Origin of the sequence: Mesorhizobium sp. CA10 (assembly GCF_020165285.1) — a bacterium.
Taxonomy (GTDB): Bacteria; Pseudomonadota; Alphaproteobacteria; order Rhizobiales; family Rhizobiaceae; genus Mesorhizobium.
The window spans coordinates 137,465-153,908 of the sequence record NZ_JAIUHV010000002.1 but is presented as its reverse complement, the minus strand read 5'-3'; the positions used below and the strand labels follow the sequence as shown (position 1 = coordinate 153,908).

Below are 16,444 nucleotides of genomic sequence, written 5' to 3'. Positions count from 1 at the left end.
TGCGAACGGGGCGGCGCAACTTCCAGCGCCGCCCCGTTCCATTTGATGATGCTCCGATATCTTCTCAACAAAATCGCCCTCCTGATTCCGACCCTGGTCGGCATCACCATCTGTGCCTTCGCCTTTGTCCGGCTGCTGCCGGGCGATCCGATCCTCGCTATGGCCGGCGAGCATGGCGTCGCCCCCGCCCGCTACGAAGAGCTCAAGCAACAGTTCGGCTACAATCTGCCGATCTGGGAGCAGTATGCGCGCTATGTCGGTGAGGTCGCCACCGGCGATTTCGGCGTTTCCATCTCGTCCAAGCGGCCGGTCCTCGAGGAATTCAAGACGCTCTTCCCGGCGACGCTGGAACTGTCCTTCTTCGCCATGATCTTCGCCATGGTGATCGGCATTCCCGCCGGCATTTTTGCCGCCGTCAAGCGCGGCTCATGGTTCGACCAGTCGCTGATGGGCACGGCCCTTGTCGGTTATTCCATGCCGATCTTCTGGTGGGGCCTGCTGCTCATCATCTTCTTCTCGGGCTATCTCGGCTGGACGCCGGTCTCGGGCCGCATCGGCCTGCAGTTCTTTTTCAAGCCGATCACCGGCTTCATGACCGTCGACAGCCTCCTCTATGGCAAGTGGGATGCATTCCGCTCCGCGCTTAGCCATCTCGTCCTGCCGGCGATCGTGCTCGGCACCATTCCGCTGGCAGTGATCGCGCGCCAGACGCGCTCGGCCATGCTCGAGGTGCTGGGCGAGGACTATGTCCGCACCGCGCGCGCCAAGGGCCTTTCGGCAGCGCGCGTCATCGGCGTGCATGCGCTTCGCAACGCGCTTATCCCGGTCGTCACCACCGTCGGCCTGCAGGTCGGCACGCTGCTTGCGGGCGCCATCCTCACCGAGACCATCTTCGCCTGGCCAGGCATCGGCAAGTGGATGGTCGATTCCATCTTCAAGCGCGACTATGTCGTCGTGCAGTCGGGTCTGCTTTTGATCGCGCTCATCGTCATGGCGGTGAACCTCATCGTCGATGTGCTCTATGCCGTCATCAACCCACGCATCAGGGCGGCATAAAATGACCCAGACCGAAATCGCCCCGATGGCCGCCGGCAGCCCGGATCGGCTCACAGGCCTCAAGACCTTCTGGCACTATTTCTCCGTCAACCGCGGCGCCGTCATCGGCCTGTTCGTCTTCCTCCTTTTGGTGCTCGCCGCGCTGTTCGCGCCGCTGCTCACGCCTTATGCGCCCGACGTCCAGGACAAGACCGCGTTTCTGCGGCCCCCCGCCTGGCAGGCCGGCGGCTCGACGCAATATCTGCTCGGCACCGACCCGGTCGGCCGCGACATCCTCTCGCGCCTTCTCTACGGCGCGCGCTTCTCGCTGCTGATCGGCGCCGTGGTGGTCACGCTGGCGCTCACCGGCGGCATCACGCTCGGCCTGCTGGCCGGCTATTTCCGCGGCTGGGTCGACGTTGCGATCATGCGCGTCATGGACCTGATCCTGGCCTTTCCGTCGCTGCTCCTGGCGCTGGTGCTTGTCACCATTCTCGGCCCGGGCCTGTTCAACGCCATGCTAGCGATCGCATTGGTCCTGCAGCCGCATTTCGCCCGCCTGGTGCGTGCCGCCGTGATGGCCGAGAAGAGCCGCGAATATGTCGTGGCGGCGAAGGTCGCCGGCGCCGGCCATCTGCGGCTGATGCTCGCCACCATCCTGCCCAACTGCCTTGCGCCTTTGATCGTCCAGGGCACGCTGTCCTTCTCCAACGCTATCCTGGAAGCCGCCGCGCTCGGCTTCCTTGGTCTCGGCGCCCAGCCGCCGACGCCGGAATGGGGCACCATGCTTGCCACGGCGCGCGAATTCATCTTGCGCGCCTGGTGGGTGGTGACCTTCCCGGGTCTCGCCATCCTCATCACCGTGCTTGCCATCAACCTTGTCGGCGACGGCCTGCGCGATGCCCTCGATCCCAAGCTCAGGAGGTCGTGATGGCGCTGCTCGACATCCAGAACCTCGTCGTCGAATTCCAGACCGCGTCCGGTCCGTTCCGCGCCGTCGACGGCGTCTCGCTCCATGTCGACGAGCGCGAGGTGCTCGCCATCGTCGGCGAATCCGGCTCCGGCAAGTCGGTGTCGATGCTGGCGGTGATGGGCCTGCTGCCATGGACGGCGACCGTCACCGCCGACCGCATGGCCTTCAACGGCCGCGATCTGTTGAAGATCGACCCGGCCGACCGCCGCAAGATCATCGGCAAGGACATTGCCATGATCTTCCAGGAGCCGGTCGCCAGCCTCAATCCCTGCTTCACCGTCGGCTTCCAGATCGAGGAAGTGCTGCGTTTCCATATGGGCATGGACAAGGCCGAGCGCCGGGCGCGCGCCATCGAGCTTTTCAAGCAGGTCGGCATTCCGGAACCGGAGGAGCGGCTGAATTCCTTCCCGCACCAGATGTCGGGCGGCCAGTGCCAGCGCGTCATGATTGCCATGGCGATCGCCTGCAATCCGAAGCTGTTGATCGCCGACGAGCCGACCACCGCGCTCGACGTCACCATCCAGAAGCAGATCCTCGACCTGCTGGTCTCGCTGCAGGCCAAATACGGCATGGGCCTGATCATGATCACCCACAATATGGGCGTGGTCGCCGAAACCGCCGACCGCGTCATCGTCCAGTACAAGGGCCGTAAGATGGAAGAGGCCGACGTGCTGTCGCTCTTTGAATCGCCGAAGAGCAACTATACGCGCGCGCTGCTCTCGGCGCTGCCGGAGAACGCCGTCGGCGACCGGCTGCCGACCGTCTCCGACATGCTGTTCGAGCCCGCACCTTCAGGAGCCGGCGCATGACCAAGGTCGTCGAAGGCAAGGACATCAAGCGCGACTACCATGTCGGCGGCGGCCTGTTCCGCGGCGCGCGCACCGTCCATGCGGTGAAGGGCGTGTCCTTCAGCGTCGAGAAGGGCAAGACGCTTGCCGTCGTCGGCGAGAGCGGCTGCGGCAAGTCCACGCTCGCCCGCATCATCACGCTGATCGATCCGGCCACCTCCGGCGAGCTCTTCATCGACGGCAACAAGGTCGATATCGCCAGGGACGGGCTCACTAAGGAAATGCGCCGCAAGGTGCAGATCGTGTTCCAGAATCCTTATGGCTCGCTCAATCCCCGCCAGAAGATCGGCGATGTGCTGGGCGAGCCGTTGCTCATCAACACCGACAAGCCTGCCGAAGAGCGGCGCGACCTGTCGATGAAGATGCTGAAGAAGGTCGGTCTCGGACCCGAGCACTACAACCGCTATCCGCATATGTTCTCGGGCGGCCAGCGCCAGCGCATCGCCATTGCCCGGGCGCTGATGCTGAACCCGAGCCTGCTGGTGCTGGACGAGCCGGTCTCGGCGCTCGACCTCTCCGTGCAGGCGCAGGTGCTGAACCTGCTTGCCGACCTGCAGGACGAATTCCAGCTGACCTATGTCTTCATCAGCCACGACCTCTCGGTGGTCCGCTATATCGCCGACGACGTGATGGTCATGTATTTCGGCGAAGCCGTCGAATACGGCCCGCGCGACGAGGTCTTCTCCGACCCCAAGCACGCCTACACCAAGACGCTCTTCGCCGCGACGCCGCGCGCCGACATCGCCAGCATCAAGGCGCGGCTGGCGAAGAAGGCGGCGTAGGCCTCCTGCTTCGTCATTCTAGGGCGGAGCGCAGCGAAGCGGCGCGAAGACCCTAGAATCCATGCCGGTACCTCAGCCGAAGAATGCAGCGGAGTAGAATTTCTGCACCGTGAGCGGCGCTCTCATGTCACGGAATGGATCCTCGGGTCTGCGCGCGTCGCTTCGCTCCTTGCTTCGCCCGTGGATGACGACGCGGAGGTGGTCGGGATCACCGCAACTTCGCAATAACCGCCCGCAGCGCTTCCCCAAAACGGTGCACCTCTTCCACCGTGTTGTAATGCACCAGCGAGGCACGAATGGCGCCGCTGTCCATCGACAGATTCAGCCGCTTCATCAGCCGCGGCGCATACATGTGACCGTCGCGTATGCCGATCTGCACGGCGGCCATCTCCTCGACGATCCGCTGCGGCGACAGCTTGCCGATGTTGAAGCAGAAGGTCGGCACGCGCTCGGTGATGCGCGCCTCGTCAGCGACGCCGTAGATCGTGGCATTGCAATCCTTCAGCACCTTCAGCATTGCGCGCGCCAGCATCAGCTCGTAATCGCGGATGGCGTTCATGCCGGCGACGATGTTGTCGCGGCGCGAGCGGTTGTTTTCGGGAAGGAAGTTGCGGCCGATCGATTCCAGATAGCGCACCGCCGCGTCCATGCCGGAGACGTTCTCATAGATGAAGGTGCCGGCCTCGACCTTGTAGGGCGGCTCGTCGGGAATGAAGTCCTCGCGGAAGGTCGGCAGCCGCTTCAGCGTGTCGAAGCGCCCCCATAGGAAGCCCATATGCGGCGAGAAATTCTTGTAGCCGGAGCAGACGAGATAGTCGCATTGCCAGGCTTGCACGTCGATCAGCCCATGCGGGCCGTAATGCACGCAATCCAGGAACACTTCGGCGCCGGCCGCATGCGCGATCGTGGCCACCGAGGCGACGTCGACGATCGAGCCGATCGAATGCGCCGTCACCGTGCAGGCGACGAGGCGCGTGCGCTCCGACACCAGCGGCTTGAGGTCGTCGACATGCAGATTGCCGTCCTCGCGCATGCGCCACCATTTGAACTTGGCACCGGCGGATTCCAGCGCCAGCCAGGTGGCGATGTTGGCGTCGTGATCCATGTCGGTAACGACGATCTCGTCGCGCCCCCCAACCGTTTCGTTGGAAAGCATCTGGCCGATGCCGAGGCTGACCAGGCGGATGAACGAGGTGGCGTTCATGCCGAAGCAGATTTCGGACGGACTGTAGGCATTGATCAACAGCGCCACACTCTCGCGTGCGTCGGCGACCGACTGATCGACGGTGACGCTGCGGCCATAGCGGCCGCCGCGCTGCACATTGTGTGAAACCAGATGATTGGTCACGGCGTCGAGCACGCTTTGCGGGATCTGCGCGCCGGCGGCATTGTCCAGGAAGATGAAGTCGCCGGCCTGTTGAAGCGCCGGAAACATTGCGCGGATCTTCTCGAGCGGGAACGCGGCGGCGTTGGTATTGTCGGACTGGTGCTTGTTCACGGGCAGGCTCCTGCGGGGGACTTGGACGATCGGTGGACGGGGTTCAGCGCGTCTTCTCGGTCTGGAAGCGGCGCTCGAGCAGGCTGACGAGGCGCACCATCGGCCAGAGGAAGATGAGGTAGACAAGCGCCGCGCCGATCAGCGGCGAGGGATTGGCGTAGAGCGACTGCGCATTGGTCGCTTCCTTGAGCAGCTCCGGCAGCGCCACGGTCGAGGCGAGCGAGGTGTCCTTGAACATCGAGACGCAGTTGCTGGTCATCGGCGGGATGACCACGCGGATCGCCTGCGGCAGCACGACCTTGCGCAGGGTCAGCATGAACGGCAGGCCAAGCGCCTGCGCCGCCTCGAACTGGCCGCGCGGAATGCTTTCGATGCCGGAGCGAAATACCTCGGCCGAGTAAGCCGACATGATGATGGCGAAAGCCGTCACGGCGGACGCCCAGGACGACAGGCGTATGCCGAGGAAGGGCAGCGCGTAGTAGATCAGGATCAAAACCACCAGCACCGGCAAAGCGCGAAAGATGTCGGTGTAGCCGACTGCGAGCAGCCGCAGCGGCTTCGGCGCATAGAGCCGCACGAGGCTGATTGCCAGCCCCGCCGCGATGCCGATGACGATGCTCATCACCCCAAGCAGCAGCGTGTTGAGAAAGCCGCGCAGCAGCGCTGGCAGGCTGGCTGCAATAACGCCGGGATTGAAGAAGGTGTCGATCAGCGACATGGGAGCGTTCCCGAACCGTTTTGCGTCCAGAGCAATTCCACGAAAAGTGCGAAACGGCTTTTCGTCCGCAATTGCATCAAATCAAGGAGACAGACGCCAGAGCCAGGCGCCGACACCGATTTTGCCGCACCGGCTTCGGCGATGGCAGGGCTCATCCGTGAAAAAACGGACGTGCCGGCCTCTCGCGCCGGCACGTCCTGTTGCGTTCGTCGCCGCTCAGGCCTTGGGCAGCGGCATTTCCTTGACCGTGGAGGAGTCTGCCGGAGCATCGCTGTCGAACCACTTCTTGTGGATCGCGGCCAGCGTCCCGTCCTTCTTCATCCCGGTCAGCGCGTCGTTCAGCTTGCCGAGCAGCGGGTGGTCCTTGGTCATCATCAGGCCGTATTGCTCGCCGGTCTTGATGCGCTGCTTGACGACGAGGTCCTTCATCTTCTTGAAGGAATATTGCATGCCGGGGATATCGCTGACGGCGGCATCGACGCGGCCGGCGCTGAGGTCGAGCAACAGGTTCTGCTGCGTGTCGTAGCCCTTCACGTCGCTGAAGCCGTCGGCCTGCTGATGGTCCTTGACCCAGGTTTCACCGGTGGAACCGGAAAGCACGCCGACGACCTTGCCCTTGAGGTCCGCCTCGGTGCTGATCGGGCTGTCGGCCTTGGTGGCGATGCCCATGTCGGAGTCATAATAGGGCTGCGTGAAGGACTGCGACTTCAGCCGCTCCTGCGTGATGGTGATCGAGGAGATGGCGACGTCGATGCGCTTGGAGGTGGTAGCGGCGAACAGCGCCTGGAACCCGAGATCGGCGATGTCGGTGGTCATGCCGATGCGCTTGGCCGCCTCGTTGACGATGTCGACCTCGAAACCCTCGAAGGTGCCGCTCTCGTTCTTGTATTCGAAAGGTGGATTGGTCGGGTAAGCGCCGACATTGAGCACATCCGCGGCGTAAGCGGTGGCGGGGCCGGCGGCGATGCCGATAGCGGCGGCCATGAGAAGCAGGTTGCGACGAGTAAAGCTCATTTCTGTTCCCTCTGTTGTTGAACGGGCGGGTTTTCCCCGCACGGGTTTTTGCCGCCCCGCTTCCGGCAGGGCGTCAATTCATTGCGGCGGTCATGCGTTGAAGTGCCGTTTCTATCTGGTTGCTGTCGCGGCACACGCACATGCGCAGGAACGCCGCCGCCGAATTTCCGAACAGGTGACCGGGCGCAAGCCCGACCCGCGCCGTCTCCAGAATGCGGGCGCAGGCGCGGCGCGCGTCGTTCTCGCCCTCCAGGGCGAAGAACGCATACATGCCGCCGCGCGGCTTGGTCGGCAGGATGGTGCCTGGGATTTGCGCCAGCCGCTCATAGGCGAGGTCGAGGCCTATCCTGATCCGCTGCCTGATTTCCTCGACCAGCGGCTCGCCCTGGCGGATGGCGGCGACGGCGCCGGCCTGGATCGGCGCGGCGGTGCCGCTGTTGACATATTGCGTCATCGCGCCGAGCTGGTCGGCAACGCCCGACGGATGGGTCAGCCAGCCGATGCGCCAACCGGTCATCGCCCAAGCCTTCGAAAAACTGTTGACCGACAGCACCCTGTCGCCGTCCTCGGCGATCTGCAGGATGGAAGGAGCGACGTCGCCCTCGAGATAGAGCCGGCCGTAGACCTCGTCGGAGATGATCCAGATGCCGGTGCGCCTGCTGAAGTCGAGCAGCGCCTGCATCTCCTCGCGCGTCGCGGTCCAGCCGGTCGGATTGGACGGCGTCGACAGGAAGATCGCGCGGGTGCGCGCATCGCAGCTTGCAAACAATCGGTCGAGATCGAGTTGCCAGTCGCCCTTGAAGTCGAGCGAGAACGGGCGCGGCTCGCCGCCGATCAGATGGATGGCGTTGTGGATGTTGGGCCATTGCGGCGCGACATAGACGACGTTGGTGCCGGCATCGACCAGCAGTTCCAGCGCCAGATAGAGCGCCTGCATGCCGCCCGGCGTCACCGTGGTCCGCGCGATCGGGATCGAGCGGCCGTGGATGCGCGTCTGGTACTCTGAAAGCGCCTCGTTCAGCGGGCCGTGCCCGCGCATGTTGGGAACGTAGAAGGTCAGGCCTTCGTCGAAGGCGGCCTTCGCCGCGTCGCGGATGAAGGCTGGCGTCACCATATCGCCTTCGCCGTACCAGAGCGCGATGACATCGCCGAGTTCCCGCGCGCGAACCGCGAGGTTGGCGATGTTTTCGGTGTGCAGATCGCGAATCTGGGCACGCACGCCATCGAAGGCATAGCGCGCGCTGGACGATGAATGGGGCAGTATGAACGACAAGGACCGAACCCCTCTCACCCGGAACACTGCGATGGACCGGAAAAGCCCCTCCAGCCGGACAGTCGCGATCTTGATGCTATCCAAAGTACGGCGCTTTTCAAGGCGAAAGTTTTAAGCTTAAAGTTTGGTGGCCCCGTGTCCTGCAGATATGCTCTTTCGCCTAGCCGGCTCCTTGCGCCAGTTCGGCGCGGGCGGCGGTGCCGTTGGCCGCGGCGCCGGCGCCGAGAAACATCGTATCGCTGGCCAGCACGAAGAAACTCGCGCCGATGGCTGCCCATCGGGTGACGGTCTGCGCGCTGGCGCAAAATATGCCGGCAGTCCTGCCATGTGCGATCGTTACGCGAATGATTGTTCCGATCGCCTCGGAGAGCTTGTCCGCGCCTGCCGGGCCGACAGCGTCGATCGACACCGAAAGATCGCCAGGGCCGACGAAGACCACGTCGATGCCGTCGACGGCCGCGATCGCTTCGATGTTGGCCAGCCCCTCCGATGTCTCGACTTGGACCGCGACGATCGTCCGGTCGTTGGCGGAGGCAAGATATTCGGGAATGCGATAGCCATAGCCCGCGGCCCGGCCGGGACCGACACCGCGCGCGCCTTGCGGTGGATAGCGCGAGGCCTTCACCGCCATCGCGGCCTGCTCCGCCGTCGAGACGCGCGGCACGAGCACGCCTTGCGCGCCGCTGTCCAGCGCCGCCTGAATGGCTTCCGGCGCATGGCCGGGAACCCGGACCATCGCCGGCACGCGATGCACGTCGGCTGCCCGCACCATGGCCTCGATCATGTCGCGCGAGATCTGCGCGTGCTCCCAGTCGATGCATAGGAAATCGAGGCCGGACAGCGCCATCACCTCGACGGCGACCGGATGGGGAATGGCGGCGAATGACCCGATGAGGTTCGTCTTGCCGATGCATTTCTGGCGGAACTCCATGCCATCCCCTTTTTGAGTTGCCAATGCATACCCGCAAATGACGGCGAGGCGAAGCTATTTCAGGCTTGAAATATTTTCACGCCAGCCTAGCGTGTGGCGTCCCGCCGCGAGTTACCAAGATGATCAAAGCCCATCCCCTGCACGGCCCGAACAGACTGAAGCTCGGCGTCTTCTCGACCAACGCCGATGGCGGGCTTGCCATCACCGACGTGCCGGAACGCTGGACCGCAAGCTGGCGGGATAATCTGACGGCCGCCCAGATAGCCGACCGCGCCGGCCTCGAATTCATGCTGCCGATAGCGCGCTGGCGCGGTTTCGGCGGTCGCAACAGGGTCCGCGAATTCTCCTTCGAAACCTTCACCTGGGCGGCGGCGCTCGCGGCCGTGACCGAGCAGATCGGCCTGTTCATGACGGTGCATGTGCCGCTGGTGCATCCACTCTACGCCGCCAAGGCGCTGGCGACGGTCGACCACATCAGCCAGGGCCGCGCCGGGCTCAACATCGTTTGCGGCTGGAACCCGAAGGAATTCGGCATGTTCGGCACGCCGTTGGTCGAGAAGGGCTATGACCAGGCGGCGGAATGGATTGAAATCCTCGAGCGGCTCTATGCATCGAGCGAGCCTCTCGACTACGAAGGCGCTTATTATCGGCTCAAGGAGGCGGTGAGCCGGCCGGCCAGTCTTCAGGTTCCGCGTCCGGTGACGATGAATGCCGCTTTCGGCGGCCCGGGCCGGGATTTCGCCGCTGCCAGATGCGACTTTCTGTTCACGACCTTTTCCGAGATGAACGATGCCGGCAAGCATGTCACCGACATCGGTGAGCGCGCCGACAAGGCGGGCCGCCATGTCGGCGTCTATACGGTTGCGCATGTCGTCTGCCGCCCGACAGTGGAAGAGGCGCAGGCCTACTACACGCGCTACGCCGTCACGATGGCCGACCACGAAGCCGTCGACGCCCATATGGCCGGCAAGAAGGAATTCTCCCAGTCGCATGACCCGCACGCCTATGACCGCTACCGCCAGCGCTTTGCCGGCGGCGCCGGCACTTATCCGTTGATCGGAACCCCTGAAAAGATTGCCGCCGATATGGTCGCCATTGCCGGGCATGGCTACCAGGGCATCGCATTGTCCTTCGTCAACTACACCCAGGAACTGCCCTATTTCTGCGACCATGTTCTGCCGCTGCTGCGGCAGGCCGGGCTTCGCGAGTAACTACTCGGGGATAACAGCCGTCGCCTGAATCTCCACCTTCGCACGGTCCTCGACCAGCGCCACCACCTGCATCGCCGCCATCGCCGGAAAATGCCGGCCGATCACGTCGCGATAGACCTCGCCGATGCCTTTGAGGTTGCCGACATATTCGGCCTTGTCGGTAAAGTACCAAGTCATCGAGGTGATGTGCCGCGGCTCGCCGCCGGCTTCGGCGAGCACGGCAACGATGTTGGCGAGCGTCTGGCGCACCTGGCCGACGAAGTCGTCGGTCTCGAACCGGCATTCGGCATTCCAGCCGACCTGGCCGCCGATAAAGACGAGCCGGCCATGCGCGGCCACACCATTGGCGTAGCCGATCGGTTTGGCCCAGCCTTCCGGCTGCAGGATGGTGTGCACGTCCAGTTCCCCCTGGTTCAAACTCGTTGTCACGCCCCGCCCATCACCTGCCTGGCGATGACCACCTTCTGCACGTCCGAGGCGCCCTCATAGATGCGCAGCGCCCGGATCTCGCGATAGAGGCTCTCGATGATGTGTCCCTTGCGCACGCCGTCGCCGCCATGCAACTGCACCGCCCTGTCGATCACCTCCTGCGCCTTGTCGGTGGCGAAGAGCTTGGCCATGGCGGCCTCGCGCGTCACCCGCGTGGCGCCCATATCCTTGGTCCATGCGGCGCGGTAGATGAGGAGCGCAGCGGCGTCCACATCCAGCGCCATGTCGGCGAGGTGACCCTGCACCATCTGCAGCTCCGCCATCGGCGCGCCGAACAGTTTTCGCTCGGTCGCGCGTTTGATGCTTTCGTCCAATGCGCGCCGCGCGAAGCCGAGGGCCGCCGCGCCGACCGTCGAGCGGAACACGTCGAGCACCGACATGGCGACGCGGAAACCGTCGCCCGGCTTGCCGATCAGCGCGGAAGCCGGAATGCGCACATTATCGAAGGAGAGCCGCGCCAGAGGGTGAGGGGCGATGACCTCGAGCCGCTCGGCGACGCTGAGCCCCTTCGTCTCCGCCGGCACGACGAAAGCGGAAATCCCCTTGGCGCCGGGCGCCTCGCCGGTGCGGGCGAACACCACGTAGAGGTCGGCGATGCCGCCATTGGAGATCCAGGTCTTTTCGCCGCAGAGCAGATAGTCGCCGCCTTCGCGGACAGCGGTCATTTCCATATTGGCGACATCCGACCCCGAGCGTGGCTCGGAGAGCGCAAAGGCGGAGATCGCTTGGCCGGCCCGCGTCTTCTCCAGCCAGCGCTGCTGGTCCGGCGTGCCGAACAGCGTGATCGCGCCGGTGCCCAGCCCCTGCATGGCGAAGGCGAAATCGGCGAGTCCGTCGTGGCGGGCAAGCGTCTCGCGCGTGATGCAGAGCGTGCGCACATCGAGCGGTCCGGGTTTGGCCGGGTCGAGCGCCGTCGGCTTCAGCCACCCGTCGCGGCCGAGCATCGCCACGAGATCGCGGCAGGCGGCGTCGACATCGTGGTGGCCGACGGGAAGGTTTTGTTGGCACCAGGCTTCGAGACGCTCGGCGAGTTGGCGGTGGCGATCTTCGAAGAAGGGCCACGAGAGGAAGGTGCGGTCAGGCATTTGCACCTCCGCAGTGCTTAGGGCGTTGCGCTCTACGGCGCCCCCCTCTGTCCTGCCGGACATCTCCCCCTCTAGGGGGGAGATTGGCAGTTTTGGCGTCCCGCTCAATCCTGCGGCGTTGGTGGTTGGCGAACGCGGGGGCGACATTCGATCTCCCCCCTAGAGGGGGAGATGGCCGGCAGGCCAGACGGGCGCGCTGTCCCGCCAACCTCTCCAAGAACACACCCATCCTCAACTCCCCTCGAACACCGGCTTTTCCTTCGCGGCGAACGCCTTGTACGCCCGCTTGAAATCGCCGGTCTGCATGCAGATCGCCTGTGCCTGCGCTTCCGCCTCGATCGCCTGGTCGAGGCCCATCGACCATTCCTGGTTGAGCTGCGTCTTGGTGATGCCATGCGCGAAGGTTGGGCCGGAGACGATGCGCGCCGCCATGTCGAGCGCGTCGTCCTCCAGCGCCGAGGGCTCGATCAGCCGATTGTAGAATCCCCAGCGCTCGCCTTCGGCGGCGCTCATGTCGCGGCCGGTGTAGAGCAGTTCGGCGGCGCGGCCCTGGCCAATGATGCGCGGCAGGACCGCGCAGGCGCCCATGTCGCAGCCGGCGAGGCCGACGCGCGTAAACAGGAAGGCGGTCTTTGCCTCCGGCGTGGCGATGCGGATATCGGAGGCCATGGCGATGATCGCGCCGGCGCCGACCGCGACGCCGTCGACGGCCGCGATGATCGGCTTGCCGCAGTTGAGCATCGCCTTGACGAAGTCGCCGGTCATGCGCGTGAAGGCGAGCAGCGCCTTCATGTCCATCTTGACCAGCGGCCCGATAATGTCGTGGACATCGCCGCCCGAACAGAAATTGCCGCCATTGGGCAGGAACACCACGGCATCGACGTCGTCGGCATAGACGAGTTCGCGAAACGTGTCGCGCAGCTCGGCATAGCTGTCGAAGGTCAGCGGGTTCTTGCGCTCCGGCCGGTCGAGCCGGATCTTCGCGATCTTGCCTTCAACCTGCCAGAGGAAATGCTTCGGCTTGAGCTTGGCCATGGCGCTCATTCGCGTCCCTCCCAATTGCTGCGGAACGATTTCAACATGCCGGTCAGCTGCCGCGCCTCGTCCTCGCTGACATTGCCGAGCAGCTCGCCGACCCAATTCTCATGCGCGGCGGCGATCGCGGCGAAAGACTTCGAGCCTTCCTCGGTCAGCCGCACCATCGAGGTGCGGCGGTCGCCGTTGCGGCGCGCCCGCATCACCAGCCCTTCGGACACCAGTCGGTCGACGATGCCCGTCACATTGCCGTTCGACACCAGCAGAAAGCGCGACAGGTCGCTCATCAGCATGCCTTCCGGCGAGCGGTAGAGCGCCGCCATCACGTCGAAGCGCGGCAGCGTGGTGTCGAACTCCTTCTTCAAACGCTCGCGCAGCTCCGCCTCGATGGTGCGCGAGGCGCGCAGCAGGCGTATCCACAGCCGCAGCCTGTCCTTGCCCGGTCCGGCGGAAGTCGGTCCCGCTACCATGTCTCGCCTCCCGAGATCGAAATGGCCTGCCCGGTGATCGACCGCGCGGCGTCGCTGCATAGCCAAAGCACCGCCGCCGCGACTTCTTCCGGCTGGATGAACCGCCCCTGCGGGTTCGTCGCCGCAAGGCTCGCGCGCGCCTCGTCGGTGGAACGTCCGGTCTTCTCCACGATGCGCTGGACGGACTCCTCTAGCATCTCGGTTTCGACGAAGCCCGGGCACACGGCATTCACGGTGACACCGGATTTGGCGGTCTCGGCAGCCAAGGCCCGCATCAGGCCGACAACGCCGTGCTTGGCCGCGACGTAAGGTGCGACATAGGCATAACCCTTGAGGCCTGCGGTCGAGGCAATGAAAATGATCCGGCCTGTCTTTCGCGAGAGCATTCCGGCGAGCGCCGGCTTCACGGTCAGGAACGCGCCGGTGAGATTGACGTCGAGCGTGCGCTGCCAGTCGGCCAGCGCGGTCTTGTGCGCCGCCACGCTGCCCGCCATGCCGGCATTGGCCACTACGATGTCGAAGGGTCCGCGCGCGGCTTCCGCCTTCTGGTACACGTCCGCCATGGCGGCCTCGTTCGTGACATCGGCGGTGACGGCAAAGATGCGGTCGTTTTCCTTTGTAACCTCAGCCAGCGTCGCTTCGCGCCGCCCGCATATGGTGACGGCCACACCTTCTGCCGCCAGCGCTTGCGCAATGGCTTTGCCGACGCCGGAGCCGCCGCCGGTGACCAGCGCGTGCTTGCCGGCAATTTCGCGCACGGCGCTCATACTTTGAGCCCCGCAGCCGCTTCGCGCTCGGCCAGCCGGTAGATCTGGTCGCGTCCCGGCAGATAGGGATCGGGCCATTTGACGCCGCGGTCGCCGAGCGTCACCGCCGCGTGCAGCGTCCAGTAGGGATCGGCAAGATGCGGCCTTGCCAGCGCCACCAGGTCGGCGCGCCCGGCCATCAGGATCGAGTTGGCGTGGTCGGGCTCGTAGATATTGCCGACCGCCATCGTCGCCATGCCGACCTCGTTGCGGATGCGGTCGGAAAACGGCGTCTGGAACATGCGGCCATAGACCGGCTTGGCGGCGATCGAGGTCTGGCCGGCCGATACGTCGCAAAGGTCGACGCCGGCTTCGTGCAGCATCTTCGCGATCTCGACCGCATCCGAAGGCGTGACGCCTTCGATGCCCACCCAGTCATTGGCCGAGATGCGCATCGAGATCGGCTTCTCGGCCGGCCACACTGCGCGCACCGCATGGAAGATTTCCAGCGGATAGCGCATGCGGTTTTCCAGCGAGCCGCCATAGTCGTCGGTGCGGCGGTTGGTCAGCGGCGTGATGAAGGCCGACAGCAGGTAGCCATGCGCGGCATGGATCTCCAGCATGTCGAAGCCGCAGCGTTCGGCCATCTCGGCCGAGGCGACGAACTGGTCGCGAACCAGATCCATGTCGGCGCGGTCCATCGCCTTCGGCACCTGGTTCTTCGGCGACCATGGCACGGCCGAAGGCGCCATCACCGGCCAGTTGCCGTCCGGCAGTGGCACGTCGGTTCCTTCCCAGCCCACCCGGGTCGAGCCCTTGGCGCCGGAATGGCCGATCTGGGCGCAGATCTTTGCTTCGGTCTCGGCATGGACGAAATCGACCAGCCGCTTCCAGGCGACCTCATGCTCCGGTCTGTAGAAGCCTGGGCATCCGGGCGTGATGCGCCCTTCCGGGCTGACGCAGGTCATCTCGATATAGAGCAGGCCGGCGCCGCCCTTGGCGCGCTCGGCATAATGCGAAAAATGCCAGTCGGTCGGACAGCCGTCGACGGCCTTGTACTGCGCCATCGGCGAGACGACGATGCGGTTGCTGAGCGTCATGTCGCGCAGCTTGAACGGCGCGAACATCGGCGCGCGGCGTAAGCTGTTGCCGCCGGCGCCGGCCTTGCGCTGGAACCATTCTTCGGCGCCCGCCAGCCATTCGGCATCGCGCAGCCGAAGGTTCTCGTGGCTGATGCGCTGCGAGCGGGTGAGCAGCGAATAGTTGAATTGAACTGGATCTAAACCAAGATATCGTTCGACTTCTTCGAACCATTCCAACGAATTGCGCGCCGCCGATTGCAGCTTCAGCACCTCGGTGCGCCGCGCATCCTCATATTTGCGGAAGGCCGCCTCGAGGTCGGGCTCTGACTCGACATAGTCGGCAAGCGCCGCCGCGCTCTCCAGCGCCAGCTTCGTGCCGGAGCCGATCGAGAAATGGGCTGAAGCCGCAGCGTCGCCCATCAGCGCCAGGTTCTTGTACGACCAGCGCTCGCAAAGCACGCGCGGGAAGTTGATCCAGGCGGACCCGCGGATGTGGTTGGCGTTGGTCATCAGCGGATGGCCGCCGAGATGCTTTGCGAAGATGCGCTCGCAGACCGCGATCGATTCCTGCTGCGTCATCTGGCCGAAGCCGAACGCTTGCCAGGTTTGCTCGCTGCATTCGACGATGAAGGTCGCGGTCTCGCTGTCGAATTGGTAGGCATGCGCCCATACCCAGCCATGCTCCGTCTTCTCGAAGATGAAGGTGAAGGCATCGTCGAATTTCTGCGTGGTGCCGAGCCAGACGAACTTGCATTTGCGGGTGTCGATGTCCGGCTTGAAGACATCGGCGAAGGCCGCGCGTGACTTCGAGTTCAACCCGTCGGCGGCGACCACCAGGTCATGCGTTTCCATAAAGGGTTTCGGGTCGGAAACATCGGTCTCGAACATCATCTTGATGCCGAGCTCGCGGGCGCGCCGCTGCAAGAGGATCAGGAGCCGCTTGCGGCCGATGCCGCAAAAGCCATGACCTGAAGACACCGTGCGCACGCCGTCATGAATGACGGCGATGTCGTCCCAATAGGCGAAATGCTTCTTGATCCAGACGGCGCTGACCGGGTCGTTCCTGGTCAGGTTCTCCAGCGTCTCCGCCGACAAAACCACGCCCCAGCCGAACGTGTCGTCCGGTCGGTTGCGCTCATAGACCGTCACCTCATGCGCGGCATCGCGCAGCTTGAGCGAGATGGCAAAATAGAGGCCGGCTGGTCCGCCGCCGAGAACCGCAACCTTCATGTCTTGCGATCTCCTCTAGGGCAA

16 protein-coding genes are annotated in these 16,444 nt (G+C 64.6%); 5 read left to right on the top strand and 11 right to left on the bottom strand.

All coding sequences use genetic code 11. The annotated features are described in order from the left end of the window. Window positions 1–48 precede the first annotated feature (48 nt). The 4 genes from LB535_RS04230 to LB535_RS04215 are packed head-to-tail and all read left to right on the top strand — an operon-like array spanning window position 49 to window position 3,638. Entirely contained in the window at window positions 49–1,056 is a 1,008-nt protein-coding gene (locus tag LB535_RS04230) for an ABC transporter permease subunit (protein ID WP_224631666.1), read from the top strand. A 1-nt stretch (window position 1,057) separates the two neighbouring features. After that, entirely contained in the window at window positions 1,058–1,966 is a 909-nt protein-coding gene (locus LB535_RS04225) for an ABC transporter permease subunit (RefSeq protein WP_224602717.1), read from the top strand. Next, window positions 1,966–2,817 carry an ABC transporter ATP-binding protein gene (locus tag LB535_RS04220; RefSeq protein ID WP_095766041.1) on the top strand — a complete coding sequence of 284 codons (852 nt, stop codon included), beginning with the start codon at window positions 1,966–1,968 and terminating at the stop codon, window positions 2,815–2,817. Before LB535_RS04225 ends, LB535_RS04220 begins: the two co-directional genes overlap by 1 nt. Beyond that, on the top strand, window positions 2,814–3,638 hold the full coding sequence (locus LB535_RS04215; protein ID WP_224602721.1) for a dipeptide ABC transporter ATP-binding protein: 825 nt from the start codon (window positions 2,814–2,816) through the stop codon (window positions 3,636–3,638). Before LB535_RS04220 ends, LB535_RS04215 begins: the two co-directional genes overlap by 4 nt. Window positions 3,639–3,846: 208 nt before the next feature. Here LB535_RS04215 and LB535_RS04210 read toward each other — a convergent pair whose 3' ends face one another. The 5 genes from LB535_RS04210 to LB535_RS04190 all read right to left on the bottom strand — a co-directional run bounded on the left by LB535_RS04210 (window position 3,847) and on the right by LB535_RS04190 (window position 9,072). Continuing rightward, window positions 3,847–5,136 (bottom strand): cysteine desulfurase-like protein, encoded by a 1,290-nt coding sequence (locus tag LB535_RS04210; protein ID WP_224631287.1) that lies wholly within the window; start codon window positions 5,134–5,136, stop codon window positions 3,847–3,849. 43 nt (window positions 5,137–5,179) lie between these two features. Further along, window positions 5,180–5,854 carry an amino acid ABC transporter permease gene (locus LB535_RS04205; RefSeq protein WP_095766038.1) on the bottom strand — a complete coding sequence of 225 codons (675 nt, stop codon included), beginning with the start codon at window positions 5,852–5,854 and terminating at the stop codon, window positions 5,180–5,182. Window positions 5,855–6,070: 216 nt separating this feature from the next. Then, a complete protein-coding gene (locus LB535_RS04200) occupies window positions 6,071–6,868 on the bottom strand; it encodes an ABC transporter substrate-binding protein (RefSeq protein ID WP_224631286.1) in 798 nt (265 codons plus the stop codon). 73 nt (window positions 6,869–6,941) lie between these two features. Continuing rightward, complete coding sequence (locus LB535_RS04195) at window positions 6,942–8,141, bottom strand: pyridoxal phosphate-dependent aminotransferase (RefSeq protein ID WP_224631285.1); 1,200 nt, start codon at window positions 8,139–8,141, stop codon at window positions 6,942–6,944. 160 nt (window positions 8,142–8,301) lie between these two features. Next, window positions 8,302–9,072 carry an HpcH/HpaI aldolase family protein gene (locus tag LB535_RS04190; protein WP_224631284.1) on the bottom strand — a complete coding sequence of 257 codons (771 nt, stop codon included), beginning with the start codon at window positions 9,070–9,072 and terminating at the stop codon, window positions 8,302–8,304. A gap of 119 nt (window positions 9,073–9,191) precedes the next feature. Here LB535_RS04190 and LB535_RS04185 point away from each other — a divergent pair, with 119 nt between their 5' ends. Continuing rightward, complete coding sequence (locus tag LB535_RS04185) at window positions 9,192–10,283, top strand: LLM class flavin-dependent oxidoreductase (protein ID WP_224631283.1); 1,092 nt, start codon at window positions 9,192–9,194, stop codon at window positions 10,281–10,283. Here LB535_RS04185 and LB535_RS04180 read toward each other — a convergent pair whose 3' ends face one another. The 6 genes from LB535_RS04180 to LB535_RS04155 form a co-directional block, all read right to left on the bottom strand. Further along, window positions 10,284–10,679 carry a RidA family protein gene (locus LB535_RS04180; RefSeq protein WP_224631665.1) on the bottom strand — a complete coding sequence of 132 codons (396 nt, stop codon included), beginning with the start codon at window positions 10,677–10,679 and terminating at the stop codon, window positions 10,284–10,286. Between the two features lie 29 nt (window positions 10,680–10,708). Beyond that, window positions 10,709–11,857, bottom strand: a complete 1,149-nt coding sequence (locus LB535_RS04175; RefSeq protein ID WP_224631282.1) for an acyl-CoA dehydrogenase family protein — start codon at window positions 11,855–11,857, stop codon at window positions 10,709–10,711. 231 nt (window positions 11,858–12,088) lie between these two features. Beyond that, window positions 12,089–12,901, bottom strand: coding sequence for an enoyl-CoA hydratase family protein (locus LB535_RS04170; RefSeq protein ID WP_224631281.1), 813 nt, complete (start codon window positions 12,899–12,901; stop codon window positions 12,089–12,091). After that, a complete protein-coding gene (locus tag LB535_RS04165; RefSeq protein ID WP_140629264.1) occupies window positions 12,898–13,362 on the bottom strand; it encodes a MarR family winged helix-turn-helix transcriptional regulator in 465 nt (154 codons plus the stop codon). The genes LB535_RS04170 and LB535_RS04165 overlap by 4 nt, the downstream gene beginning before the upstream one ends. Continuing rightward, window positions 13,356–14,129, bottom strand: a complete 774-nt coding sequence (locus LB535_RS04160) for an SDR family NAD(P)-dependent oxidoreductase (RefSeq protein ID WP_224631280.1) — start codon at window positions 14,127–14,129, stop codon at window positions 13,356–13,358. The genes LB535_RS04165 and LB535_RS04160 overlap by 7 nt, the downstream gene beginning before the upstream one ends. After that, window positions 14,126–16,420 (bottom strand): bifunctional salicylyl-CoA 5-hydroxylase/oxidoreductase, encoded by a 2,295-nt coding sequence (locus tag LB535_RS04155; protein ID WP_224631279.1) that lies wholly within the window; start codon window positions 16,418–16,420, stop codon window positions 14,126–14,128. The genes LB535_RS04160 and LB535_RS04155 overlap by 4 nt, the downstream gene beginning before the upstream one ends. Window positions 16,421–16,444: the final 24 nt, after the last annotated feature.